Consider the following 24,348-nt stretch of genomic DNA (forward strand, 5'->3'; position numbering starts at 1 on the left):
TTCGACCGATCCCCGCGGACCATCATATCCGCACAGCCGCCAGGCGTCGTGACCGTCCTGCTGCCGCTCCACGGCATGTGGACGGGGGTACTATCGGCCGTGCTGGAGAGGAGACCTGCTCATGGCGACGAGAACAGCGTTCGATCCGGCACACCTGGCACCGGCGCATCATCCGCGTCACCCGCACCCCGGCCTGCTCGAACGGTTCGGCCGTGACCAGCTGCAGGCCCTGCTTGCAAAGGCTGGTATCGCCATCGATGGCGGGCGTCCCTGGGACCTGGTCGTCAACGATTCGCGGATCTTCACGACGGCGCTGTCACGGGGCTCGCTGGGCATCGGCGAGGCCTACATGGCCGGCTGGTGGGACTGCGAGCGCCTCGACGAGCTGGCAGCGCGCTTCTGGGCTGCCGGTGGCGCCATCCACGGCAACGGGCTGTCATCATGGGCCGCCGACTGGCACGCCAGGCTGGTCAACCTGCAGAGCACCGCGCGCGCGGGGCTGGTGGGCCGCGTGCACTACGATGCCGGCAATGACCTCTTCAGGGCGATGCTCGACCGGCGCATGATCTACAGCTGCGGCTACTGGAAGGACGCCACGACGCTCGACGAGGCGCAGGAGGCCAAGCTCGACCTGATTGCACGCAAGCTCGGCCTCGAACCGGGTATGCATGTACTCGATATTGGTTGCGGCTGGGGTGGCGCGCTGGCGTACTTCGCCGAGCGCTACGGCGTCAGCGGAGTCGGCGTGACGATTTCAGCCGAGCAGGAGCGGTGGGCCCGGGCAGCCTGTCGCAAGCTGCCGGTCGAGATCCGCCTGCAGGATTACCGGAGTGTCGACGAGCCCTTCGACCGCGTCTATTCCGTCGGCATGTTCGAGCACGTCGGCGCGCGCAACTACCGGAACTACTTCGAGGTGGTGCGTCGCTGCCTGCGTGGCAACGGGCTGTTCCTGCTGCACGCCATCGGCTCGAATGACTCCGCGGTGCGCTGCAATCCATGGCTCGGGAAGTACATCTTCCCGAATTCCATGCTGCCCTCGATCCGGCAGATCGGCGCAGCCAGCGAGCGCCTGCTGGTCATGGAGGACTGGCACAACTTCGGCGCCGACTACGACAGGACGCTGATGGCCTGGCAGCGGCGGTTCACTGCCGCCTGGCCCACGCTGCGGCGGCACTACGATGAAACCTTCCGCCGCATGTGGAACTTCTACCTGCTCAGTTGCGCCGGGTACTTCCGTGCGCGCCAGGCACAGCTGTGGCAGGTGGTGTTTTCCCGCGACGGGCTGCCGGGTGGCTACCGGGTCGCGGCAGGCATCCGCTGACGGTCAACCGCCGCCGGACACGCGCTGCACGCCGAGAACCACCCCGGTGATGTAGGAAGCGACCCAGATGACCCAGACCGGCAGCGCCAGCCTGTGGAATCCTGCCAGCCAGGCCTGGCGGTGCTGGATCAGCGCCAGCGTGCCGAAGAGGGTCAGCAGCCCCATCAGGCCCAGCGCCGCGTAGCCGCTGATGGTGTGCAGGTCCCAGCGGATCGTCTCTACCCGCGCCCCCATGAGTTTGGTGGCCAGCGCATCGGCGGCCAGCGCACACCAGAACACCAGGATGGTGGCCGGCATCAGCAGCTTCGCGCGCCAGCTGAGCCATACAGCGGTGCTGTACAGGATGAGTGCCAGGGTAATGAGGACGACGGAGAGCAGGATCAGGTTGGACATGGTGGGGCTCGTGATGACTGTCAGCCGGTGACGTAGCTCTGCAGCTGGGTGATGGTGAATTCCTGTTCCTCGATCGTCGCCTTGACCAGGTCGCCGATCGACACGATGCCGACGACACGCTTCTGGTGCAGCACCGGCAGGTGGCGCAGCCGGTGTTCGGTCATCAGTGCCATGCACTCGGCCACGGAGCGGTCGGGTGACACGCACATCACCTTGCTGGTCATGATATCCCGCACGGCGGAGTCCCGCGAGGCACGGCCGATGAGCACGACCTTTCGCGCATAGTCGCGCTCGGTGAAGATACCGACGAGTTTCTCGCCTTCGAGCACCGCCACGGCGCCGATGTCGTGCTTCGCCATCACGCCCAGCGCCTCGAGCACGGTATCGGTCGGCTTGACGGACCAGAGCTCGCGGCCCTTGCTGCCCAGGATGTCAGCGACGGTCTGCATGGCATTGCCCCCTTGTACGCATGAATGTCCTGCCTGAAGGGATAATCCACCATGACCGCGGGTCGGGCAAGCCGGGTGGTCATGTTGCGGACGGCCGGTTCCCCGCCACGCTGCGGGGGGAGCGACCCTGTCTGGTGGCGGCCCCCGCGCTCGCCGCTGCCGGTACCGTCGGCGCGCAGCAGTGCGATCCGCCTTCGCGCCCGGCACGCCGACCGACTAGAATCCGGGGCTGGTTTCCCATGGAGTGCTGCGGTTGAGCCAGATCGGCCACATCCTGCTGAAGGGCCTGGTCGCCATCCTGCCGATCGGCCTGACCATCTACCTGATCTACTGGCTGGGCATCACTACGGAGACCGTGCTCTCCGGCCCGATCCGCTGGTTCATCCCGCAGGAGAGCTACATCCCGGGCATGGGCCTGGCCGCGGGCTTCGTGGTGCTGTTCATCGCCGGGCTGCTCGTCAATGCCTACATCGTCCGGCGCAGCATGAATGTGGTCGAGGCCCTGGTGTTGCGCGTTCCGGTGGTGAAGACCGTGTACGGCGCGTTGCGCGATGTCACCCGGCTCGTCAATACGGATGGCCGCAAGGGCGACCTCGAGCGCGTGGTGATGGTGGATATCGGGCCGGGACGCGTCATGGGATTCGTCACCCAGGAGCATGCATCCCTGCCCGGTGCCTGTTCGGGCGAGGACCTGGTTGCCGTTTACCTGCCGATGAGCTACCAGATCGGCGGCTATACCCTGTACCTGCCGAGGAGCCGCATCGAGCCGATCGACCTGAGCGTGGAGGCGGCGATGCGCATCGTGCTGACCGGCGGCCTGCAGCGCTAGGCGCCACCAGAGGAGACGAGCATGACGACAGCCATCCACCCGGAATACGGCAGCTTCCCCCGGCCCAGTCACGATGAGGCGGCACGCCAGCGCTACGCCATGGGCCTGCGCCAGTACCTGTTCGGGCCGCTGCGCGAGGCCGTCGGCCGTGCCTTCTACGGTGCCGTCGCCCCCGCCTTCGAGGCACGCGAGGGGCGGCCGCTGGCGGACCGCCGTGATGCGCGCCGAGAGATCCTGGGACTGCCGGCCTACCAGTACTTCTCCGACCTGCACCGCATCAGCCAGGAGATGATCTGGAACAGCGTGCTGGACACGCTGGAGCGTACCGATGACCAGCTGCGCGGGAGTTTCCGTGCCCTGCGCGGGCGCACACGGGGCACGCTGCGGCTCGACCCGCAGCTGGAGATCCCGCGTTACCTCAGCGCGGTGGATATCCACTGCATGCCGGGAGGCTATCCGCGGTCCGACGGCGATGAAGACCTCGTCGCCGGGGCGCTGTACGACCGGGGCGGCTATCTCTACAGCCCCGGCAGCGGGCCGCAGCGCGGTGGCCTCGGCTACTCGAGCCTGGCCTTCCTGCGGCGGGTGCTGCCGGATTTCCGCCCGAGGCGGATCGTCGACCTCGGCTGCGGCATCGGCGGGCCCACCCTCGTCTACAGCGAGGCGTTCCCGGACGCGGAGATCCACGCCGTCGACATCGGTGCCGGCATGCTTCGCTATGGCCATCTCCGGGCGGAGTCCTATGGCCACGCCATCCATTTCAGCCAGCAGGATGCGGCGCATACCCGTTTCGAGGCCGGCAGTTTCGACCTCGTGGTGTCGCATATCATGTTCCACGAGACCTCGGCCTCGGCCGCGCCCGCCATCCTGGCCGAGTGCCGGCGACTGCTGGCGCCCGGCGGCGTGATGCTTCACATCGACCTGCCACCGCCCGATCGCCTTCCCGACGTCTATACCCGCGTCATATTCGATGGCGATGCCTACTACAACAACGAACCCTTCTGGATGCGCATGCATGATCTGGACTGGCCCGCGATGCTGCAGGCCGCCGGCTTCGAGCCCGGGCGCACGCAGCTGGCCCTGACCCCGGTGCAGGTGCTGGTACCGCCCACGGCGGAGCACCCACAGGGGCGCTGGGTCGATGGGCCGTTCGCATTGTCCGCCGTGTTCGCGAGCGTGGCGCCATGAGCCTGCGTCGCACGGTCAAGGGCAAGAACCCGGTATTCGTCACCGGTGACGTGGATGCCAACCTGAACCGGCTGCTGGCGATGGTCTCGGCGCTGGGCGCCGAGGTGGCGGTGCTGCGTGATCGCCAGCGCACCCTCGAGCAACTGCTCGCGCGCCAGGGCGGGCCTGGCCCGGAGGCCATCGAGCAGTTCGACCCGGATCCGCGCGACATGGCCGAGCGGATGCGCTGGCAGGCCGGTTTCCTGCGGCGGGTCTACGCCATCCTCGAGCGCGAGGCCGACGCGGCTGGCGATGCCGGGCCAGCCGGGGACTGACAGGCCTCGTCCAGCTCAGGAACCGGCCGCAGCCGTGGCGGGCCGATGCCGTCCCGCCGCCATGACGGCCAGCGCGGCCAGCATCACCAGGCCGTTGAGGAGGCCGGTGATGACGAACGGGCCGCCGGGCATCCAGGCGTCGAAGACCCAGCCGCCGATCTTGGTGGCAAGCAGGATGCCGATCGCCCCGGCGAGTGTGAACATGCCACTCACCACGCCGACCGACTGGCCGCGGGCCTCCTGTCCCAGCAGGGCGGTGGCGGCGAGGATGGCTGCCAGCTGTCCCATGCCCAGCACGACCGCGGCCGGATAGGCTGCCGGGCCGAGCGGGGTTTCCAGCAGGCCGATCCAGACGTAGCCCAGCATGGCCAGTGCCGTGGCGCCCACGAGCGCCAGGACACGGTTGATCCGGTCGGTGATCAGGCCCATGACCGGGGCGAACAGCAGTGCCGCGCCTTGCACCGCCCCGAACACGGCCGCCGCCTGCACCAGCGCGGTGCCCGTGGCCAGGCCGCGGTCCTGTCCCACTTGGGTGATCCACAGCGAGAGGAAGACCACCACGACCACCAGGTCGGTGCGGGCCACGAATGCCGCCCCGCAGGCCAGCGCGATGCGCGGGTTGTCGCGGACCGCGGTCAGGCCGAGTTGCAGCCGCTGCGCGAAAGGCAGCTCGCTGGGGCGAGCCTGGTTGTGCCGCGCCAGGCCAAGCCAGGCGACAGCCGTTGCCAGCACGGAGATCACGGCGGTGATCCAGTAGGCGTAGCGGCCGGCTTCGACCGGCGTGGCGCCGCCGGCGATGAACCGTGCCGGCAGCGGCGCCAGCGCCACCACGATCAGCAGGATGCCGATGATGCTCAGCATCGCGATGATGCCAACCAGTTTTCCGCGGCTGTGCTCGGCCGGGTACTCCGCTTGCAGGGCCACCGTCATCACGCCGATGGACGCCATGCCCACCGCGTAGACGACACGGTAGGCGAGCAGTTCGCCGAAGCTTTCCGCGAGCGGGTAGAGCATGTAGCTCGCGGCCACCAGTGCCAGGCCCAGTGTCAGCACCAGCCGTCGCCCGGCGCGGTCGGACCAGGCGCCCATGAGACCCGACAGCGCGATCAGCACGACCTCGGTCCAGAAGGCCAGGTCCCCGCTCGCCACGCCCTGGCGATCGCGGGCGATGCCCAGGTGCTCCGTGAGGATGAACGGCTGCGCGAAATTGATGTAGGGCACCATGATGCCGAGGAAAAACATCGTCGCCACCAGGGTGAGCACATTGCCCGGGGTGATGCCGGGGGCGAGCTGGATCGGCCCGAGGCGGTCTACTGCCATGGAGTGCGGATGCCAGGGTCCATGGCGGCCAGCGTCAGTCCGATCGTACGCGGATCATCGAGTGTGGCGAGGATGAGCCGGGCAAGATCGGCGCGGTGGATGAAGCCGAAGGCGTTGCGGTCCTCGCTCAGCAGGCCCTGCCCGGTCGGGGCCTTGCCGGGACCGCGCAGGCCGCCCGGACGGATGATCGTGTAGTCGAGGCCGCTGGCCCGCAGGTGGTCTTCGGCCTGGGTCCTGAGGGGCAGGCTCCGCCGCAGCACGAAGCGCGTGATGAGATTGACCGCGGGATAGCTGTCGCCGGCGCCGATGGTCGTGACCAGGATCATGCGGCGCACGCCGGCCGCCCGGGTGGCATCGATGATGTTGCGGTTGCCGAGGAAATCGGGGGATGGCTCGCAGCGCAGGCAGCCGATGGTGCTGATCACGGCCTGGTAGTCCGCGCTGCGCAACGCGGCCGCCACCGAGCTGGCGTCGAGGGCGTCGGCCACGACGAAGCTGACGCCAAGCGGGACGAGCGCGCTGCGATCGGAGCTGGCGCGCACCGCCGCGGTCACCGGCTGCCCGCGGGCACGCAGCGCTTTCGCCAGTTCCACGCCGAGCCCGCCGGAGGCGCCAAAGACCAGCACCGGCCGCGGATCCCGCGCCTGCGCGGCGGCGGGCGCCAGCTCCAGCACCGTGGCTGGCTGGCGCGCGCGCACGGTCAGCGCCAGGCCGCCGACCGCCAGCACCAGCAGCAGCACGAGGCCGCCGATGATCTTCAGCAACCGCTTCACGATGTGCATGGTCGTCCCCGTCCAGGTCACGAGCCCGATGAACTGTAACCCGAAACTCCGCGTCCGGCATCCCCGGCGCCCGGCGCACGATGGTATGGGTCAGCGGTGGCGTTGCGAGGCCAGCACGCCCGGGTTCATCAGGCCCCGGGGATCGAGTGCAGCCTTCAGCGAATCGAGCAGTGCCCGCGTCTCCGGCGCCAGGTTGTCGTAGTAGCGGTAGGTGCGCCCGATCTGGTTGGAAGCGACGCCGAGCTCATCGAACAGGTCCAGCGTGCGTTCGCGCAACTCGGCCACCAGTGCCGCGCCGGCGGGATTGGGTGTATCCGGCGGCAGCCCGGAGAGGAATGCCGGGTCGGCAACCGCCCTGTGCAGCGGCAGCCAGCGGTCGGGCCAGTGGAAGACCGCCTCGAAGCTGAAGGCATGGGTGTTCATGGCGGACAGCAGGATCGAATGCGTCACCCGGGCCGCCGCCATGCGCTCGCGGTGGCCGGCGACGAGCGCGTCGAACCGCTCGATGATCTGCCGCGCATCGCCATGCCGCAGCTTGGCGTTGAGGGCCAGCCAGCGCTCGCCCCGCGGGCCGAGCACGCCGTTGAGGTTGTCGAAGGGCGCGGCCCGGATGCCCATGGGGATGGAGCAGGGGATCTCCTGTCCCCCATGCCGGGCAAGCAGGCTGGCGCACTGTTCCAGGTCCGCCGCCAGCGCGGCCGCCGACCGGCCGGCAGCGACGAGGTGCAGCGAATACCAGCCCTCGGGTACCAGCTGCTTGCCGGCCATGACCACCTTCGCCCCGGCCCGCAACCCGGCGATGATGCTGCCCTGGCCGGTGACGATGCCGCGCAGCCGGCGCAGGTCGCTGCCGAGGTTGCTGGCCGCCATGCCTCGGGCCGTGGTCGCCGGGTCGAACACGTAGGCCTCTTCGCTGGCCCCGCTGCGGCCGATGTCGGAGAGCGCGGCGGCAGCGCTCCACACGTCAGGGAAGGCCCAGGAGAGGAAACCGGTGTGCGCCGGCCGTTCGATCAGCCGGAACGTGGCTTCCGTCTTGATGCCGAACGCGCCCCCATCGTGGAGGAACAACCCGGTGTAGTCCGGCCCGTGGGTGCGATAGAACGGTTTGCCATGATGGAACGCGGCCTGGCCGGTCCGCAGGATCCGGCCGTCGGCACAGACGACCTCGAGGTCGAGGACGTTGTCCGCGGCCGCGCCGTAGCGGGCCGTGCCAAAGAACAGCGCGCCGCCGGACAGTCCGCCACCCACCGTGGCCCGGCGCCCGGAAAAGGTGCCGAAATAGGGCAGCCGCAGCCCGTGGGGAGCCAGCGCCTGGTCGATGCTTTCCCAGGTGGTACCGCTGCGCACGGTGAGGACCATACCGCCGGCATCGAGTTCGACGATGCCGGCCAGGTCGCTCGTGTCGACGACTACCGAGCGTGCAGTGCCGGGGACATGGCCGCCGGTGTAGGAGAGGCCGCCGCCGCGAGGACAGATGGCGTAGCCGGCACGGGTCGCCGCTGTCACCGCGGCCGCCAGCGAGGCGGCATCGGCCGGGCGGATGGCCACGGCACAGGTCGTGCCCTCGGCATAGAGGTCACTGCTGAGCAACGCCCGCTCCGTCGGGTCGGTGATCACACGCGCGTGCCCCACGCATGCCGCCAGGGTGCCGACGATGTCCGCTGATTCCGCTCGGTCCATGATGCGCCCAGTCTACTGGAACGGTGGCGGACCACAGCAGGGCCGGCTTGTCCACGGCAGGTGCCGCTGCTAGGGTGGCGAAGCCGGATTCACGGCGTCACCCGAGCAAGGACAGGCCGATTCATGCAGATCCACATCATCCTCGAGCCGGACGTCACGGCAAACCAGTTGCGCGAGATCGGCCTGCTTGCGGAAGCGCAGGGGATCGCCGGCCTGTGGTTGCAGAACTACGCGACAGGTGCCGATCCGTTCATGAACCTGGTGCCGCTGGCACAGGCCTCGAGCCGTATCCGCCTCGGGGTGGTGATCGTCAGCCCGCAGGAGATGCATCCGCTGAAGATCGCCACATCCCTGCTGACGCTGAACGAGTTGTCGGCTGGCCGGGCCATGGTGACGCTGGGGCGCGGCGGCGAATGGCTGGGCGTGATCGGTGGCCAGTTCAGTCCCAAGGTGGCGGCCCTGCAGGAGGCGATCACCATCGTGCGGCACGCCGCCCGCGGCAAGGGCCGGACATGGGCCGGCTTCAGCGTGCCGGGCAAGCACTTTCGTGCGCAGTATTTCCGCACCCCCTGGGTGACCCAGGACCAGCCGGCACTGGTCTACGCGGGCGTCACGCGCGACCGCATGCTGGCCATGGGCGCCCAGACCGCCGACGGTGTCATGCTCGCCGACCTGGGCCTGCCGCGGGTGGTGGCCGATCGCGTGCGCGTGGTGCGCGAGGCGCTGGCCGCCACGGGCCGCCCGGCATCGGAGCTGCGCATCAGCGACTTCGTCGGCTGGCACGTCAAGGAAGATCCGCAGGCGGTGGCCTACGAGGCGCGGCGTGAGCTGGTGATCCGCGCCTGGCTGGTGCGCGAGTGGCTGGAGCCCTTCCTCACGCCGGAGGAGAACGACCTGGTCCAGCGCAGCAAGCCGGCCTTCGTCAAGGCATACCGCGAGCGCAAGGGTACGATCGAGGGCGTGCCCGACGAGATCCTGCGCAAGCTGATCGGCGGGCTGACCATCACCAGCACCGCCGATCGCATGGAGGAGCCGTTGCAGCGTCTGCAGGATTTCGCCGATGCCGGGCTCGACGAGATCTGCCTGCGGCTGCACGACGATCCCGCGGATTCGATCCGCATCATCGGCCGCCACGTCATCCCGCGCTTCGGCGGCGGCTGACCCGGCCGCGCCCGGGCTAGCTAGCGGCCGTTGAGGCTGTGGCGGCCCGGGCCGAGCAGGGCCAGCGCAAGTGCCGCGAACAGGAACATGCCCTGCAGTTCCAGGGCCCAGCCACCGGCGGGGCCCAGCACCAGCAGGTCGGCGCGGTGCACCAGCCCGAACGCGAACAGCATGTTGACGGCGATAAGTGCCGCGCCGATCGATGCGTACCATCCCGCGATGACCAGCAGTGGTGCCACCACCTCGCCGACGTACACGCCGTAGGCCAGCACGGCCGGCAGTCCCGCGCCGGTCACCATGCCCGTGATCGGGCCGATGCCGGTGCGCAGCTTGTGCAGGCCATGCAGCAGGATGAGGATTCCCAGCGCCAGGCGCAGGATGAGCTTGCCCCAGTCATTCATGGCGATCCCCCGTCCGATTGATCCAGTCCGTCGCGGGACAGCTCCCCGCGCCGCACCAGTATGCAGTCTCGCCGATCTCAGTTCGAGGGGCGGCTCCACATCCAGGCGAGCGCGATGGTCACGCAGGCGGCCGGCAGGTAACGCCACGGGCCGTCGAGCATGAACCAGCCACCGATCGCGCTGGCGGCCAGCGGCAGGGTGGCTGCCTGCTTGGCGAAGCGCGGGATCGCCTGGTGATCGATCCAGGCGCGAATCGCCGGTCCCGCGGTGGGATGTGCCAGCAGGCGGCGCTCCCACTCTGGATTGGAGCGCGCGAAGAAAATCGCCGCGCCGATCAGGAACGGCGTGGTCGGCAGCAGCGGCAGCACGGTGCCGACCAGGCCGATGGCAAGGGCCACGACGCCGAGGGTGCGATAAACCGGAGCCCTCATGCCGCGAGCTTCATCACCCCCAGGTAGCGGCTCTCCCCGCCAAGGTCGAACTGCAGGGAGAACCGGCCGGCGGCTGCGGTGACATCGACCTGGTAGCCGGTGCTGCCAGGCTCGAGGCGGTCGATCTTCCATTCACCGAAGGCATCGGTGACCGCACGGCCGATCTCGCGGCCACCCTGGCGGAGCACTACCTCGGCACCCGCGACACAGTCCTCGACGCCGGCGGCTTCCTTCACCACGGAGCCGCCAACGAAGCACTTGGTGAAGAGGTGCAGGTTCTTGTAGTAGACGCGCGGTTTCGTGCCGAGCTCGGGCCTGAGCACCTCGAGGCCTTCCTCGGCCCTGATGCGCTGCATCTCCTCGTCCTCGACCTTGACCGAGCGGAAGACCCCCGACGGACAGCCCTGCTCGGCGCGGGTCTGTGTCCAGCCGGCATCGAGCAGGTGCGCATCGAATATCCAGGCCTGCGGAATCTGCTTGTCCTCGTTCCAGGAGATCATGCCGTACGGGCAGGCATCGACGATCTGCTTCTGGCCCTGCGACTTCACCGGGTCGATGATCAGGATACCGTCGGGGCGCCTGGTGACGGCGCCATCCCTCGCGGCCTTCATGCAGGGCGCATCGTCGCAGTGGTTGCACATCACCGGCATGAAGTGGGCATCGACCATGGGGGCGCTGCCCCGCTCGTGGCGCTTGATCTCCAGCCAGTTGTGGCCCTGCGCCGGCTGGGCGGCGGCATAACCGGGGAAATCATTGCCGGCATGCTCGTCCTTGACCGCCAGGAAACAGACGCGGCAGTTGTCGCACTTCGCCACGTCGACGATCATGTTCCACTTCCTAGCCATTGGCGGCCTCCGCGGGCTTCCAGGTATCCACGCCGGTCCATTTCTCGATCTGGATCAGGGTCGTATTGGGCTTGATGCCGTGCGCCTTCCGGCTGATGGACTTGCTGGGGTTGAGCAGGTTGACGCAGCCACCGAGGTCGGTGGACCTGCCGGGCTCGCCCATCGGCCGGTACTCGGCCGATGCCGTCGCGGCACTGACCACGCCCGGATGCAGCCGGTCGGTCAGCTGGGCCGCGCACACCACCGAGCCACGGTGGTTCCACAGCCGGATCAGGTCATCGTCCGCGATGCCCCGCGCCTCGGCATCCTGGCGGTTCATGCGAGCCACCAGGTAGTAGTGGCCATCCACCAGCACGCGGTGCTCGCGGATGTCGCGCAGGCTGCTGCCCTCATCGTCGCCCATGACGTGGAAGGGATAGCGTGAGTGAGGGGTCAGCAGCTGCAGCGGGAAGTCTGCCAGGTCCTTGTCCCGCTTCGGGTCCTCGTACACGGGCATGTACTGGTTGAGTGGCGGACGGTCCGGGTCGTCGATGCGCTTGAGCGTCGAGGCAACAAATTCGAACTTGCCGGACGGTGTCTGCAGTCCCTCGAGGAAATTGCCGCGATAGTCGGACGGCAGCGGATAGGGTTCCGGTACATCCTTCTTGCGGCCCTCGTAGAACCAGCGGTTGGCAACCGGGGCCCGTGCCGTCTCGGGGTCGGCCGGTACCACGTAGTAGCCCTTCTTCAGGAACTGCCGCCAGCTGATGTGTTTGGCCATGTCCGAGGAATCGAAGGCGCGCTTGCACCAGTCGAGCTCCGTGGTGCCACCCTCCGAATACACCGCGCCGAGGTTCAGGCGTTCTGAGATGGCCAGGAAGATATCGTAGTCCGACTTCGATTCGCCCAGCGGCTCGATGCACTTGTGCTGCAGCGATATCACCCGGTGGTTGTTCATCGTGTACATGTGGTGCACGTAGCCGGCACCGACGTTGTACCACTCGCCGATGTCCCACTTCTCGAAGACCGTGCAGGCGGGGAGGATCACGTCTGCATAGGGCGTCTCGCCCTCCCACCACACCGACTGGTTGACGACGAACTTCAGGCTCTCGTGCTGGTACATCCGTACCCAGCGGTTGGCATTGACCATGGTGCCGAAGGAGGCGCTGCCGTACTTGTAGAGCATCTCCACGCGGACGTGTCCCGGAGAGGGATAGCCGAAGGGGAAGAACTGGCCCTGCACCGAGGCGACATCGGTCAGATAGCCCATGACCTTGCCCTCGGTGATCGCCTCGGGCAGCCACATGCGCGGAATGGCCTGGCGTACCGAGCTCATGGTGACGATGTGCGGCATGCGCTGGTAATTGTTGGCGGCATTGGCGCTGTACTGCAGGTCGCCGGAGAAGCTGCCCTCGGCGTAGCCGGGGAAGTAGAAGTTGTAGTCGAGCGGGGTGCCATACTGCAGGTTGCCGAAATTGGAACCGGGCCGGCCGAAACCCTGCATGGCACCGAGGATGGCCATCATCCGTGCCCACTGCATGCCCATCGGGCCGCGGCAGGCGCCGCCCACGCCCACGCCCCAGGCGCCGACACCGAGGTAGGTTTTCTTCGTGCCCCATTCGCGGGCCAGGGCGCGCGCCTCGCGTGCCGGCACGCCGGTCTCCTTTTCCTGCCACTCCGGCGTCTTCGGGATGCCGTCGGTTTCGCCGAGGATATAGGCCTTCCACTCGTCGAAGCCCGTGGTGCGCTTCTCGACGAAATCCCTGTCGTACAGGCCTTCCGTGATCCACACATGGCACAGTGACTGGGCGAGGGCGGCATCGGTGCCCGGCTTCAGCGAGATCCACTTGCCGCCGAGGTGGGCCGCCGTGTGGTTGTAGAAGGGATCCACGTGCACCATCTTGATGCCGAGTTCCTTGGCCCAGGCGCGGCGCTGCATGCCTTCGAAGCCGTAGTTGGCGTCCGGGTCACTGGACCAGAACACCATCATCTCGGCTTCCTTGAGGCAGTCCTCGACGGTGCCGTAGAACTCCGGGCAGCCCAGGCGCAGGCTGTTGCCCCAGTGGTGCATGGCGCCCCAGTACCAGCCTTCCCAGCTGTCGGGGTTGTGCACGAGCTTGGTGACGCCGATCAGGTTCCAGAAGCGGTTGAACGCCGAAAGGTAGTGGCCGAGGTTGCCCCACTGGTGGTGCGAGCCGTTGGAGACGCAGATGGCACCGGGGCCCACCGCCTTGGCGCGCTTGATCTCCTTGCTGACGATGTCGAGCGCCTCGTCCCAGCTGATGCGCACGAACTTCGACTTGCCGCGGTTCTGGATGTTGCGGTTGCCATCCGGGTCGAAGTCCACCCGTTTCATGGGATGCAGAATGCGATTCTTCGAGTAGACCATCGACTTCTGGCACTGGGCGTGCGAGGCAATGGTCGCCTTGCGCGGCGGGGTGAAGCTCCGGCCCCGGGCATGGATGGACCAGGATGGCGCGTCGCTGTCCTCGAAGTCCATGGGCGTGGTGCGCAGGATCTTGCCGTCCTTGACGTAGACGAACAGCGGCCCGCCGTTGGTGCCGTTGGTGTAGCGCGTGACGCCGTCGCCCATGTCGGTGCCGGCCGTCCAGGTCACCGATTCCAGGCGGGCGAGGGTCGCCATGAACCAGACCGCCAGGTCGTCGGGCCCCTCGAGCCCGATCTTGAAATTCTTCGCTGCGTCGATGCGCTCGAGCAGGTCCACCGGTGGAGTCAGGAAGCTTTCCGCGATTGCCTGGTTCTTGAAGTGGATGTCGAGGTCCGGCTTCGGGTGGATGCCGGAGCGGGTGCGGATGCGGCCGTTCTCGAGCTGGATCCAGCGGCCCACCGGCTTGTCCCGCAGCCGGAACTGGGCGACCAGGTTGCGTTCCTTCAGCCGTGCGGCGTACTCGGGGTACAGCTTCGCGGCGGCGCGCATGGCCTGCGGAATGCCCCACAGCAGCACTGACAGCTTCATGACACTCTCCTGGGACTGGTGAGTCGGATTCTACGGTTTCGGGCCCGGCGGGCGTCGGCAAATATCAACGCCCGGGGTGGCGGTGCGGCATCGCGCCTAGAGGCGCTGGAACAGCTCCTGCAGCGCGCCGCTGCCCGGGTTGCGCACCACCATCGCCAGGCAGCGGCCGCGCCCCGGAAGGTCGATCTTCACCGGGTCGGTGAAGATCTCCGTGCCGATGGCGGCACAGGCTCTTGCGGTCGCCGCCAGATCCGCCACTTCGAACGACTGCGCCAGGTAGCCGATATTGGGTGGGACGGCATCGGCAACCAGGGAGGGGACTTCGTAGTTGAGTGCCGCCGCCAGCGCGATCTTGCCGTATTCGTGGTTGCCCTGGACGATCACGCTGCGGGTACGCGCTTCCTCCGGCAGGCTCAGGGCCCGGTTGGTGACGGCGCCCTGCAGCACCGATTCCACGAACAGCGTCATCTGCAACGGCCCGTAGTAGAAGGCCAGCGCCTTCTCCATGTCCGCCACCGTGTGCGCCGTGGTCACGACGGAAGTGAATCCGGTCGGTGTGCGGCCATACCGGGCGATGAACCGGGTGATGTGGCCGATCACCGTCTTCGGGTCGTCTGTCAGCAGCTCGATCAGGTTGATGACGACGCCATCCGGCCCGTCGAATGCGGCCTCCAGGGTCTCGCCGATGGCTGGGCCGAAGTTGTTGCGGGCCGGCTCGCTCCAGAACCGGTAGCCCTGCGCAACCAGCCGTTCATGGTCGCGGCGGATGTCGCTGGCATAGATGTTTACATTGAAGAGACCGACGGCGCGGCGGACGCCGGCCGGGCGGGCCTGGCGGCGCCCGGTGCCGCTGAACTCCATCAGCTGGATACGGCCCACCGGGTCCGCGCCGTGGCCGAGGAATGCACAGCGCGCCGTGGTACCGGGAGCGACCCGCCAGTAGCGCTCGAAATCCGCTCCCTGCCAGTCGCGGCGTTCGATGACCGAGAGGCCAAGGGTTCCGGCATGGAACTGCAGCGAAGCGTCGAGATTCTCGACACCGATCACGACCACGCTGACCGGGGCTCCGGTGCGTTCCTTCTGGTTCATGGCAGGGGTTCCCGGGCGAAGTATGAGGAGCCGGGATTATAGGCTGCCGCCGGGGTTGCGGCGGAGGTGGCCAGGCCGCGCGAGGCAGGCACAAAAAAACCGGCCATCCCGGAAAGGGATGGCCGGTTCGTGCAGACAGATTCAGGCGACGTGCAGGGAGCGGCGGCGCAACCAGCCGAGCAGACCGATGCCCGAGCCAAACAGCCAGACGGCTGCCGGTACCGGCACCACATTGACGTCGATGCCCACGGCACCGCTGAAGGCCGGCAGGTTGTTGGCGGTGAAGCCGATGTAGTAGTTGTATTCGCCGGTGGCATTCGGGTTGAAGGCGCCATAGGCGGGAGGCGAGATGACGGACGGCACGGGCGTCGCCAGGTAGGAGAACATCATGTTCTCCGAACCCTGCCACAGCGTGACCCCCGACGGGCTGATGCTGTTGGCGATCAGCGCGTTGTTGATATTGATGGTACCCAGGCTGCCGAAGGCCGTGCCGGTGCCGGGATCGAAGTCGTAGTAGACGGTGAAGCTGAAGTCACCGAAGTCATTGAAGTTCGGATCGGTGCCGGACACGCTGATGTAGTAGCCCACGTTCCACAGCGCGCCCTGGGTGGCGCTCGGGCAGCCAACCGGATCGGTGGCGATGCCACAGTTGCTGCCGGTGCCGGCGTAATAGTCGCCCGCGCCGTTGTCGGTCACCACGGGATTGGAATAGCGCTGGTGCGCCGTCAGCGCCAGCGTGACGGTGGTCGAACCGTTGATGAACACGTCGGTCTTGGCCACCGAGGTGTTCGGGATGCCGGTGCCGCCGAAGGTTGCGCCGGGCAGGCTGCCCCAGCTGGTGTAGATCGGCGTTGCCTGCGACAGGCCGCTGGCAAACAGGATCAGCGATGTGGATGCAGCCAGGATGGCGCTGTTCCGGATAGCTCGCATGACTGGATTCCCCCGCCCGCGGCTGACGCCGCTTGTTCGTTGACGTGTTCCCCGAGGCCGACTGGCAGCCTCGCGCCTACTCTATGGATTTCAGCGGATGTCGTCCATACCCCATCTGGGTGAGGCGGGGACGCGGCTATCCCCTTGAACTGGACATAATATTTGGCCTCCGGGCCGGACTGGCGGGTCGGGGCCATCCGCCGCACGCTGGTACGCTTCCCGGTCTGGAGCCCGGCACCAGACTTGGCCGGGCACCCCCCATGGAGGAAGACATGAAAGTCCTTTTTCACTACGCGGCCGGCCCGAGGCTGCGGGCGGAGGTCGAGGCGCAGCGGGACCCGGACACCCGCCTGGTGTACTGCCCGGAAGGTCCCGACGAGCCCTTCTTTTCGGAAGTCGCCGAGGCGGAAGTCATCTGGCATGTCCTGTGGCCGATCACCGCGGCCGTGATCGCCCGGGCACCCCGGCTGCGGCTAATCCAGAAGATCGGGGTCGGGGTCAACACGATCGATCTCGCCGCGGCGAAGCAGCGAGGCATCGCGGTCTGCAACATGCCCGGCACGAACAGCCGGGCGGTGGCGGAGATGACCCTGCTGCTCATGCTCAATGTGCTGCGCCGCCAGTTTGGCGTCGAGCGCGCGCTGCGCGCCGGACACTGGACAGTGGACGAGACGATGCGCGAATCCTTCGGCGAACTGGCCGGCCGCACGGTCGGCATGGTCGGCTTCGGCGCCGTGCCGAATTTGCTGGCGCCCGTGCTGGAGGCCATGGGGGCGCGGGTGGTCTACACCGCCACCGCGCCGAAGGCGGTGCGCTGGGAATTCCTGCCGCTGGCGCGACTGCTCGCCGAGGCCGACATCGTCACCCTGCATGTGCCGCTGGTCGAGGCGACCGCCCGGCTGATCGACCGCCAGCGGCTGGCGACCATGAAGCCCGGGGCGATCCTGATCAATACCGCGCGCGGTGCACTGGTCGACGAGACTGCGCTGCACGAAGCGCTGGCCAGCGGCCGGCTCGGCGGTGCCGGCCTGGATGTGTTCGCCGAGGAACCCACCAGTGCCGGCAATCCTCTGCTGCAACTGCCCAACGTGGCGGTCTCCCCGCACCTGGCCTGGCTGACTCTGGAGACCTGGCAGCGCAGTATCGCTGTCGCGCTGCACAACGTGCGGGCCATCCGCGACGGGATACCGCTGGCCCATCGTGTGGCCTGAGGGTGGCCGCCGGCGCCCGTACTTGACCGGGATCAAGTCGGGTCCATGGTCTTGTTGCACAGTTGCGGGACCAGGCGGGCATCGGCATAATTGACAACTGTGTTGACAATCTCGAAGTACCCGCGGGTCACCAACAGGAGTAAGCCCACATGAGTCCACAGGCCACGAGCAAACAGCAAGCACCGAAGATCCTCCACACGCACCACAGCGCCTACCGCTGCTTCGATGCCGAGGAAACCCGTCGTTTCTGGGAAGGCATCATGGGCATGGAGCTGGCCGCGGCGCTGTCCTTCGACCACATTTCGGGAACGGATGAGAAGCTGGACTACATGCATCTGTTCTTCAAGATGGGGGATGGCAACTTCGTTGCCTTCTTCGATCTGCCCGACCACATGCGTCCCGAGCTCTTCAAGATCCGCAGCGGCTTCGTGCGCCACATCGCCTTCGAGGTGGCGACCGAGGCGGAACTGGAGACCTTCGCCAAGCGCTGGCGCGATGCCGGCCTGCAGGTCACCAGCGATCTCGATCACAGCTTCGTTCGCTCCGTCTACACCTTCGACCCCAACGGCATCCAGGTCGAGATCCTGTGGAAGGAGCCGAAATACGGGGAAATCCTTGCTGGTGCCAAGGGCGACGTCGACAGGAGCATGAAGGCCTGGAACGAGAAGACCAAGGCGAGAAAGGACGCGTACCGCAAGGCGCACGCCGCCTAGGCGGGCCCCGCCCGGGATCCGGCGTCGACTGGCGCCGGGTCATCCCTGACATCAGCCCCGGTCGCCGGCCGGCGACCGGGGCTGCTTTCTGCGGCCCGCGGCTGTCAGGGGCGCGACGTGCGCCGGCTGCGGCGGTCTATGGCCGCCGCGCCGAACTTCTGTTCCTTGAGGGCCCGCATGCGCCGTCCCCAGCCGGCCAGACTGGCATGTGCCCTGGCGGGATCCGACATCTCCTCCTCGTAGGCACTGGTGCGGCAGGTCAGCTCGACCTGCAGGCCGTTGGGGTCGTACATGTAGACTGATTTCACGAAGCCGTGGTCGATGGGGCCGAGGCAGCTGACGCCAGCGTCGTTGATGTGCTTCTGCCAGGCCAGCAGTGCGGCCTCGTCGCGCACCTCGAGGGCGAGGTGGCGGTCGAAGCTGTCCGCCTTGGCGAACTTGCTCTCGTCGGCTGTTTCCGGCTGGTCGAAGAAAGCGACCGTCTCGCCATTCCCCAGCTGGAAGAACAGGTGCATGTAGGGTATCCGCGCCTCGATCCCCGGCACCTCCTCGAAGACCGGGGCCGTGACCAGCGGCAGGCCGAGCACGTCCTCGTAGAACCAGCGGGTCTGCTCGGCATCGCGGCAGCGATAGGCAACGTGGTTGATGCCGTGGGGGCGTTCGAGTCCGGCGGGATTCTTCTTCACCTGGGTACTCCTGCGCGAAACGTGGCGGCTGAAGGCAAGGGGGAGCTTGCCAATTGGACAACGAAGGCCGGCTTCCCGCAACCCGCGAAGCGGCGCGTGAAGCCGCCCCTCAGATCTTGCGACTGCGGTCTGCCCAGTAGGGCTCGCGCAGCCTGGTTTTGAGTACCTTGCCCGCGGCCGTCATCGGCAGGGGCTGGGTGCGGATCTCCACCGATCGCGGGCACTTGTAGGCCGCGATGCGTTCCCGGCAGAAGGCGGTGATCTCGCTGGCCGTGGCGCTCGTGCCGTCACGCAGCGTGACGATGGCATGCACGCTCTCGCCCCATTGCTCGCTCGGGATGCCGATCACGGCGCACTGCGCCACGGCCGGATGGCGCGAGACGACGCCCTCCACCTCGGTGGAATAGACGTTTTCCCCGCCGGAGATGATCATGTCCTTGATGCGGTCGGTGATATAGATGAAGCCGGCATTGTCCATGTAGCCGCCATCGCCGGTGTGCAGCCAGCCGTCGCGGATCACCTCACGCGTCAGCTCCGGGTTCTTCCAGTAGCCCCGCATGACGGTGGGCCCGCGGATGACGATCTCGCCCACCTTGCCGCGCTCGACCTCGCGGTCCTCGCCGTCCACGACCCGGACCTCGCAGGTGGGCACCGAGCGGCCGGCGGCGCGGGTGAGTCCCGCATCGACCGCCTCTTGGCTGTGGTATTCGGGGGCGAGGTACACCGGGCCGGGCGCCTCCGTCATGCCGTAGCCCTGCGCGAACTGCAGCTGCGGAAACCGGCGCCGCGCCTCCTCGAGGATGCGCGGCGGCATGGGCGAGGCGCCATAGCCGAGCATGCGCAAGCTCGACAGCCGGTAGGCGTCGATGTTCGGGTGGAACAGCATGCGCTCGAACATCACCGGGACCGACAGGCAGTAGGTGACGCCATGCTCGTCGATGGCGCGCAGTGCATCCTCGGGCTCGAATTTCGGCAGGATGACATGGGTGCCGGCCACGGCGGTCGTCACCAGCACGCCGATGCACGACATGTGGAACATCGGCGTGACATGCAGGTGCACCAGCGACGAGTCGATGCGTTCGCAGACCAGGAAGGTGAGCAGGAACTGGAACAGGCTGTCGTGCGTGTGCATGACGCCCTTCGGTACGCCGGTGGTGCCGCCGGTGTAGAAGAGGGCGGCCAGGTCGCTGCCGCCGCGGCGCTCGTCGGGCAGTGGCGCCGCATCGGCGACCGCCCGGGAATAGGAGAGCGCGCCGGGCAGCACCGACTTCTCCGCATCCATGACCACGGCATGGCGCAGGCGGGGGATGCGCTTCAGCAGTTCGCCGACCAACCCGCAGAACTGCTCCTCGAAGAGGACCAGCTCGGCTTCCGAGTGCTCGACGACGTAGGCAAGTTCCTCGAACTGCAGGCGGAAGTTCACCGGGACGAGCACGCCACCCGCCCAGGGCACGGCGTACAGGCACTCGACGAAGTGGTCGCTGTTCATCGACACGATGGCGACCTTGGTATCGGCGCGCACGCCGAGCTGCCTGAGCATGCCGGCGCTGCGGGCGACGGCGTCGTGGAACTGGCGCCAGCTGCGGCGCACCGGGCCGAAGACGATGGCGAGTCCGTCCGGGTTGATCTGGCTCGCGCGATGCAGGCTCTGGGTGAGTTCCATCCCGCTGTCACTCAGTCCGCAAAGTGGTTGCGCCTCATCCAGTCGATGCACACCAGTGCCGACTCGCGCGCCTTCTCCGGCTGGTTGAAGTAGTAGTGGTTGGCGTCCTTGATGGTCACCAGCTGCTTGTTGTCGTGCCGGATCGAGTCGAAGAGGATCTGGTTGTGGCTGGGCGGGCAGCCGTCATCCGCGGAGTTGGCGACGATCAGCACCGGCACGCCGATGCGGGCCGCGCAGCGGGGACCATTGGCGTTGGAATCATCGTAGCTCCACTGCGACAGCCAGCTGCGCAGCGAACAGAACCGTGCCAGCCCGATGGGGCTGCTGTTGACGATGCGGGGCTCGCCGAGGAAGCACCAGCGCGGCTTGCGGTCGTTGGCGTCGAGTGCCGGATCCAGCCAGCGCGGATCGGCCATCGTGCCCTGAACGACGAAGGACAGCTCCTGGTTGGTCAGGCCTTTCGACCGGTAGTCGTCGAGCACACCGCGGACCCATGCGGTGATGCGCCGGTTACGCTCGATCTGCGCTGCGCGGTAGCGGGCGACGAACTGCGGATCGTACGGCGCCTGCGGGCCCTTGGGGTCGTAGAGGTCGAGCGAGCGATCACGGCGGGAAGGGTCGTGCTCGTCGATGATCGAGGCGTCGAGCCACTCGGTGAGCGTGAGGTTGCGCGCCAGGTGCGCCGCCAGCAGCATGACGCCATCCGCCGCAATGAGCCCTGCTGCCGTGAGGTCGGGCGGCTCCTGCGCGGGCGTGCAGCGTACACGCGGATCCTCTGCCTCCGCCTGGTAGAACAGCGACAGCGAGCCGCCACCGCTCCAGCCGCCGAGCAGCACCTTCTGGTAGCCGAGCCGCTCGCGGGCGTCGCGCACGCAGGCGGCGAGGTCGATCGCCACCTTCTCCATGATGAGCGCGTAGTCGACGCCGCGATAGCGGCTGCTGCAGACGATGACATCCACTCCGGTTCTGGCGATCGCCATGGGCAGGGGCAGATACTGCCCGCCGCCGATTGGATGCATGAAGATCACCACGGTCTTCGAGGACCGGCCCTTTGCCTTGAGGAGGTGCGCTTCCAGCACGACACGGCCGATCTCGCCGGCGTAGGTGTCCTTGAATCCCGCCTTCTCCTGGAACCGGATCAGGTACGGAATCCGGTCGTAGTCGAATTCTCTTTCCTGTTGGGCCTCGGCCATGGTGTCTCCCCGTGATTGAGCGGTGTCGCCCGGCGATGTCCGGGCACGATCGGTGCTGATGGAGCCAATCGATTCTAGTGTCAGCCCGCCATGGCAGCAATGCGCCGGCGTGCCGGGCTGGCACGGCAAAAGCCATTATCGGGATAATCGTCAATCACGTTGCACAACTGGCGATGGTGCGTTACATTCGGGACGCTGGCAACGAGGGTGCCAGTCGCCGTGACGGGGGCGCCAGGGGAGTCACAACAACCATTTCAGGGGGGGGCGGAAATGGCCGCAGGATTCGTGATGCAGGGGCACAGTCTGCTGGCGGTTGCTTGTACCGCGCTGGTGCTGGGGGCAGGCACGGGCTTGGGCAACCAGGCGATTGCCCAGACAGCGAAAGCCAGGGGCGCGCTCGACGAGATCATCGTCACCACGACCAAGCGCGAGGAAACGCTCCAGGACGTGCCGATCTCGGTCGGTGTCGTCACCGGCAAGGCCGTGGAAGAGTTCGGCATGCAGGGCTTCGAGGAAGTCCAGAATCATGTGCCGAACCTGGTCATCCAGGAGACTCTCGGCAGCTACCAGATCCGCATCCGTGGCCTCGGGTCAGGCGCCTCCCAGCTGTCGTTCGTCAGCGCCGTCGGCACGTTCGTGGACGGCGTCTATTGCGGCCGGCCACGCTGCTTCCAGAACCCGCTCTTCGACATCGAACGCATCGAGGTCGTGCGCGGACCGCAGGGCGCGTTGTTCGGCAAGAACACCATCGCCGGCGCCGTGAGCACCATATCCAAAGGTCCCACGGATGACCTGTATGCCGAGGTCAGCACCGGCGTCGAGCTGGCCGAGGGTGGCTACAACCTCAGCGGCATCGTCTCGGGCCCGATCTCCGACACGCTGGGTTTCCGCGTGGCCGCCAAGCACGAGAACCTGGACGGCTACATCAAGAACACCTCCACCGGCAAGGACGAGAATGCCGTGGATGCCAACCTGGTGCGTGGCATCCTCGACTGGAATCCGACGGAGAATCTGAAGGTGCGGCTGAAGGCCGAAGTGGCCGACCGTGACTACGACGGCTACACGACGCAGCTCCTGGCCCTTGGCGGCTATGGCACGCCACTGCCTTTCTCCATGCCCGAGGCCTTCGACCACAAGACCTCGAACAACGTGATCTATCCGGATGGCCAGTTCGACCGGACCGACAGCGCGAACTACGCGCTGCAGGTCGACTGGCAGCTCGGTGGCGGGTATACGCTGACATCGATCACCGGTGCCATCGGTTTCGACTTCAAGCGCCGCACCACGGCCGTGGGCTACAAGCAGCTCTTCGTCGACACCCAGATCACGGAGGACTACGAGCAGTACAGCCAGGAACTGCGGTTCCTGTCACCGACGGGCGGGTTCTTCGATTACGTCGTCGGCCTGTACTACTCGGAAGACGATTCCCGGATAAGCCAGTTGTCGCCGTTCGTGGCGCCGCCCTTCGTGCCGGATCCGCCCGGGTCCGGAACGCCCAACGATCCGAATACCAAGACCTACACCGGCAGCGACCGTGCCTATCACGGCGAGGGTGACACGCTTTCTGCCTACGCTTCCGGCACGTTCCACTTCTTCGACGACCGGCTGAGGACCATCCTCGGCATTCGCGTCGGCGAAGATACACTGGACGGCAACTCGACCAACACCAACGGCAGGTACGACCGCGCGACCAACACCTGGATCTGGCTGCCCGACTACACCTACTTGCCGATCGGTGCGCTGAACAAGGAGTTCGACATCTCGAGCTCCCGCGATGAGAGATACACGCTGCCGTCCGTCACCCTGCAGTACGACATGACGGACGAGGTGATGCTCTACGCCTCGTACGCCAAGGGCTTCAAGGGCGGCGGCTTCATTGCCAACGACAGTACCACGGGCAACAACGTCCTTGCGAAGGCCGCAGCGGATCCGGCCTGGGCCCTGGAATATGCCGGCATGTCGACCATCAACGAAGTCCAGCTCCACGATGGCATCACGCTGAAGGAGAACAACGGCGTCTACGATTACAAGCCGGAGAAGGCAGACAGCTACGAGATCGGCGCCAAGATGAATTTCCTGGGCGGTGGGCTGAGCTGGAACGTGGCGCTGTTCCGCACGGAGTTCGAAAACCTGCAGACCTCGCAGTACGACGGCGTGCGCTTCATCACGCGCAACGCGGCGGAAGCGACCAGCCAGGGTGTCGAGACGGACGTCCAGTGGCTGGTGAACGACAATCTCACGCTGGGCCTGAATGCCGCCTACAACGACGCCAAGTACGATACGTACAAGAACACGTTCTGCAAGGTCATCGACATCCAGGGCACGCTGGCGGTTCCGGGCTGCGTCAATGGCCAGGGCGACCTGTCTGGCGAGCGGATCGACCGGGCACCGGAGTACTCCGGCTCCCTCACCATCGACTGGGAGAGCCCGCTGACCGCCGGCACGTTGCTGCGGGTCAATGGCGCCATGACCTACTCGGACGACTACTTCATCCAGGCCAACATGTCGCCGCTGTATGAGCAGGATGCGTTCACCAAGTACGACCTGCGGGTGGCCGTCGCCGACGTCGACGACAGCTGGGAAGTGGCGCTTATCGGACGCAATCTCTCCGACGAGCTGACGCTGCAGCATGCGTTCCAGGTGTCGGTGTTCCATGCCGCGTCGGTGTCGACGCCGCGGTACGTGACGCTGCAGGGCACGATGAAGTTCCACTGAGACACACAGGTCCTTTCATCGTCCGCGATTTGAAGGGCGGGCTCCGGCCCGCCCTTCCTTTTCCCCGGACGAGAAGCT

22 protein-coding genes are annotated in these 24,348 nt (G+C 67.0%); 8 read left to right on the forward strand and 14 right to left on the reverse strand.

The window, feature by feature from the left end:
• Window positions 1-121: 121 nt before the first annotated feature.
• The gene (gene cfa / locus HRU81_13745; GenBank protein QOJ33099.1) at window positions 122-1,321 is read left to right on the forward strand and encodes a cyclopropane fatty acyl phospholipid synthase; all 1,200 of its coding nucleotides are present in this window, start codon (window positions 122-124) and stop codon (window positions 1,319-1,321) included.
• A 3-nt stretch (window positions 1,322-1,324) separates the two neighbouring features.
• On the opposite strand, the gene HRU81_13750 is transcribed toward cfa, so the two are convergent.
• Together HRU81_13750 and HRU81_13755 are read right to left on the reverse strand one after the other, a co-directional pair.
• Window positions 1,325-1,714, reverse strand: a complete 390-nt coding sequence (locus HRU81_13750) for a hypothetical protein (protein ID QOJ33100.1) — start codon at window positions 1,712-1,714, stop codon at window positions 1,325-1,327.
• 20 nt (window positions 1,715-1,734) lie between these two features.
• Window positions 1,735-2,163: a CBS domain-containing protein gene (locus HRU81_13755; GenBank protein ID QOJ33101.1), complete on the reverse strand. Its 429-nt coding sequence runs from the start codon at window positions 2,161-2,163 to the stop codon at window positions 1,735-1,737.
• A gap of 253 nt (window positions 2,164-2,416) precedes the next feature.
• Between HRU81_13755 and HRU81_13760 the strand changes: the two genes are divergently transcribed.
• The 3 genes from HRU81_13760 to HRU81_13770 are packed head-to-tail and all read left to right on the forward strand — an operon-like array spanning window position 2,417 to window position 4,494.
• Entirely contained in the window at window positions 2,417-2,992 is a 576-nt protein-coding gene (locus HRU81_13760; GenBank protein QOJ33102.1) for a DUF502 domain-containing protein, read from the forward strand.
• Between the two features lie 21 nt (window positions 2,993-3,013).
• Complete coding sequence (locus HRU81_13765) at window positions 3,014-4,180, forward strand: class I SAM-dependent methyltransferase (protein ID QOJ33103.1); 1,167 nt, start codon at window positions 3,014-3,016, stop codon at window positions 4,178-4,180.
• Window positions 4,177-4,494, forward strand: a complete 318-nt coding sequence (locus tag HRU81_13770) for a hypothetical protein (GenBank protein QOJ33104.1) — start codon at window positions 4,177-4,179, stop codon at window positions 4,492-4,494. Before HRU81_13765 ends, HRU81_13770 begins: the two co-directional genes overlap by 4 nt.
• Before the next feature lie 15 nt (window positions 4,495-4,509).
• On the opposite strand, the gene HRU81_13775 is transcribed toward HRU81_13770, so the two are convergent.
• The 3 genes from HRU81_13775 to HRU81_13785 form a co-directional block, all read right to left on the reverse strand.
• Window positions 4,510-5,814 (reverse strand): MFS transporter, encoded by a 1,305-nt coding sequence (locus HRU81_13775; protein ID QOJ33105.1) that lies wholly within the window; start codon window positions 5,812-5,814, stop codon window positions 4,510-4,512.
• Window positions 5,805-6,596 (reverse strand): SDR family oxidoreductase, encoded by a 792-nt coding sequence (locus HRU81_13780; protein ID QOJ33106.1) that lies wholly within the window; start codon window positions 6,594-6,596, stop codon window positions 5,805-5,807. Before HRU81_13780 ends, HRU81_13775 begins: the two co-directional genes overlap by 10 nt.
• A gap of 90 nt (window positions 6,597-6,686) precedes the next feature.
• Window positions 6,687-8,276, reverse strand: coding sequence for an FAD-binding oxidoreductase (locus HRU81_13785; GenBank protein ID QOJ33107.1), 1,590 nt, complete (start codon window positions 8,274-8,276; stop codon window positions 6,687-6,689).
• Between the two features lie 123 nt (window positions 8,277-8,399).
• Here HRU81_13785 and HRU81_13790 point away from each other — a divergent pair, with 123 nt between their 5' ends.
• Window positions 8,400-9,437, forward strand: coding sequence for an LLM class flavin-dependent oxidoreductase (locus HRU81_13790; protein QOJ33108.1), 1,038 nt, complete (start codon window positions 8,400-8,402; stop codon window positions 9,435-9,437).
• Between the two features lie 20 nt (window positions 9,438-9,457).
• On the opposite strand, the gene HRU81_13795 is transcribed toward HRU81_13790, so the two are convergent.
• From HRU81_13795 to HRU81_13820, 6 genes are all read right to left on the reverse strand, one after another.
• Window positions 9,458-9,838, reverse strand: a complete 381-nt coding sequence (locus HRU81_13795) for a DoxX family protein (GenBank protein QOJ33109.1) — start codon at window positions 9,836-9,838, stop codon at window positions 9,458-9,460.
• 77 nt (window positions 9,839-9,915) lie between these two features.
• Window positions 9,916-10,269, reverse strand: a complete 354-nt coding sequence (locus tag HRU81_13800) for a YbaN family protein (protein ID QOJ33110.1) — start codon at window positions 10,267-10,269, stop codon at window positions 9,916-9,918.
• Complete coding sequence (locus HRU81_13805) at window positions 10,266-11,114, reverse strand: oxidoreductase (protein ID QOJ33111.1); 849 nt, start codon at window positions 11,112-11,114, stop codon at window positions 10,266-10,268. Before HRU81_13805 ends, HRU81_13800 begins: the two co-directional genes overlap by 4 nt.
• Window positions 11,107-14,070 carry a molybdopterin-dependent oxidoreductase gene (locus HRU81_13810; GenBank protein QOJ33112.1) on the reverse strand — a complete coding sequence of 988 codons (2,964 nt, stop codon included), beginning with the start codon at window positions 14,068-14,070 and terminating at the stop codon, window positions 11,107-11,109. Before HRU81_13810 ends, HRU81_13805 begins: the two co-directional genes overlap by 8 nt.
• Window positions 14,071-14,166: 96 nt before the next feature.
• Entirely contained in the window at window positions 14,167-15,159 is a 993-nt protein-coding gene (locus tag HRU81_13815; protein ID QOJ33113.1) for a VOC family protein, read from the reverse strand.
• A gap of 141 nt (window positions 15,160-15,300) precedes the next feature.
• On the reverse strand, window positions 15,301-16,089 hold the full coding sequence (locus HRU81_13820; GenBank protein ID QOJ33114.1) for a hypothetical protein: 789 nt from the start codon (window positions 16,087-16,089) through the stop codon (window positions 15,301-15,303).
• Window positions 16,090-16,361: 272 nt separating this feature from the next.
• Between HRU81_13820 and HRU81_13825 the strand changes: the two genes are divergently transcribed.
• Both HRU81_13825 and HRU81_13830 read left to right on the forward strand, forming a co-directional pair.
• Window positions 16,362-17,300 carry a hydroxyacid dehydrogenase gene (locus tag HRU81_13825; protein ID QOJ33115.1) on the forward strand — a complete coding sequence of 313 codons (939 nt, stop codon included), beginning with the start codon at window positions 16,362-16,364 and terminating at the stop codon, window positions 17,298-17,300.
• 149 nt (window positions 17,301-17,449) lie between these two features.
• Window positions 17,450-18,013 carry a VOC family protein gene (locus tag HRU81_13830; GenBank protein QOJ33116.1) on the forward strand — a complete coding sequence of 188 codons (564 nt, stop codon included), beginning with the start codon at window positions 17,450-17,452 and terminating at the stop codon, window positions 18,011-18,013.
• Window positions 18,014-18,117: 104 nt separating this feature from the next.
• Here HRU81_13830 and HRU81_13835 read toward each other — a convergent pair whose 3' ends face one another.
• The 3 genes from HRU81_13835 to HRU81_13845 all read right to left on the reverse strand — a co-directional run bounded on the left by HRU81_13835 (window position 18,118) and on the right by HRU81_13845 (window position 21,555).
• Complete coding sequence (locus tag HRU81_13835; protein QOJ33117.1) at window positions 18,118-18,699, reverse strand: VOC family protein; 582 nt, start codon at window positions 18,697-18,699, stop codon at window positions 18,118-18,120.
• A gap of 109 nt (window positions 18,700-18,808) precedes the next feature.
• Complete coding sequence (locus tag HRU81_13840) at window positions 18,809-20,362, reverse strand: long-chain-fatty-acid--CoA ligase (protein ID QOJ33118.1); 1,554 nt, start codon at window positions 20,360-20,362, stop codon at window positions 18,809-18,811.
• Window positions 20,363-20,373: 11 nt separating this feature from the next.
• Entirely contained in the window at window positions 20,374-21,555 is a 1,182-nt protein-coding gene (locus tag HRU81_13845) for an alpha/beta fold hydrolase (protein ID QOJ33119.1), read from the reverse strand.
• A gap of 270 nt (window positions 21,556-21,825) precedes the next feature.
• Here HRU81_13845 and HRU81_13850 point away from each other — a divergent pair, with 270 nt between their 5' ends.
• Window positions 21,826-24,270, forward strand: coding sequence for a TonB-dependent receptor (locus tag HRU81_13850; GenBank protein QOJ33120.1), 2,445 nt, complete (start codon window positions 21,826-21,828; stop codon window positions 24,268-24,270).
• The last annotated feature ends 78 nt before the right edge of the window (window positions 24,271-24,348 follow it).

The organism is Gammaproteobacteria bacterium, assembly GCA_015709695.1.
Taxonomy (GTDB): domain Bacteria; phylum Pseudomonadota; class Gammaproteobacteria; order Steroidobacterales.

Bases quoted from the DNA above. Each gene is read 5' to 3' on its own strand.
- HRU81_13765 (QOJ33103.1), top strand. From the start codon at position 3,014: ATGACGACAGCCATCCACCCGGAATACGGCAGCTTCCCCCGGCCCAGT.
- HRU81_13805 (QOJ33111.1), bottom strand. From the start codon at position 11,114: ATGGCTAGGAAGTGGAACATGATCGTCGACGTGGCGAAGTGCGACAAC.
- HRU81_13750 (QOJ33100.1), bottom strand. From the start codon at position 1,714: ATGTCCAACCTGATCCTGCTCTCCGTCGTCCTCATTACCCTGGCACTC.
- HRU81_13825 (QOJ33115.1), top strand. From the start codon at position 16,362: ATGAAAGTCCTTTTTCACTACGCGGCCGGCCCGAGGCTGCGGGCGGAG.
- cfa (QOJ33099.1), top strand. From the start codon at position 122: ATGGCGACGAGAACAGCGTTCGATCCGGCACACCTGGCACCGGCGCAT.
- HRU81_13775 (QOJ33105.1), bottom strand. From the start codon at position 5,814: ATGGCAGTAGACCGCCTCGGGCCGATCCAGCTCGCCCCCGGCATCACC.
- HRU81_13780 (QOJ33106.1), bottom strand. From the start codon at position 6,596: ATGCACATCGTGAAGCGGTTGCTGAAGATCATCGGCGGCCTCGTGCTG.
- HRU81_13790 (QOJ33108.1), top strand. From the start codon at position 8,400: ATGCAGATCCACATCATCCTCGAGCCGGACGTCACGGCAAACCAGTTG.
- HRU81_13830 (QOJ33116.1), top strand. From the start codon at position 17,450: ATGAGTCCACAGGCCACGAGCAAACAGCAAGCACCGAAGATCCTCCAC.
- HRU81_13795 (QOJ33109.1), bottom strand. From the start codon at position 9,838: ATGAATGACTGGGGCAAGCTCATCCTGCGCCTGGCGCTGGGAATCCTC.
- HRU81_13800 (QOJ33110.1), bottom strand. From the start codon at position 10,269: ATGAGGGCTCCGGTTTATCGCACCCTCGGCGTCGTGGCCCTTGCCATC.
- HRU81_13840 (QOJ33118.1), bottom strand. From the start codon at position 20,362: ATGGAACTCACCCAGAGCCTGCATCGCGCGAGCCAGATCAACCCGGAC.
- HRU81_13845 (QOJ33119.1), bottom strand. From the start codon at position 21,555: ATGGCCGAGGCCCAACAGGAAAGAGAATTCGACTACGACCGGATTCCG.
- HRU81_13785 (QOJ33107.1), bottom strand. From the start codon at position 8,276: ATGGACCGAGCGGAATCAGCGGACATCGTCGGCACCCTGGCGGCATGC.
- HRU81_13770 (QOJ33104.1), top strand. From the start codon at position 4,177: ATGAGCCTGCGTCGCACGGTCAAGGGCAAGAACCCGGTATTCGTCACC.
- HRU81_13820 (QOJ33114.1), bottom strand. From the start codon at position 16,089: ATGCGAGCTATCCGGAACAGCGCCATCCTGGCTGCATCCACATCGCTG.
- HRU81_13755 (QOJ33101.1), bottom strand. From the start codon at position 2,163: ATGCAGACCGTCGCTGACATCCTGGGCAGCAAGGGCCGCGAGCTCTGG.
- HRU81_13815 (QOJ33113.1), bottom strand. From the start codon at position 15,159: ATGAACCAGAAGGAACGCACCGGAGCCCCGGTCAGCGTGGTCGTGATC.
- HRU81_13810 (QOJ33112.1), bottom strand. From the start codon at position 14,070: ATGAAGCTGTCAGTGCTGCTGTGGGGCATTCCGCAGGCCATGCGCGCC.
- HRU81_13850 (QOJ33120.1), top strand. From the start codon at position 21,826: ATGGCCGCAGGATTCGTGATGCAGGGGCACAGTCTGCTGGCGGTTGCT.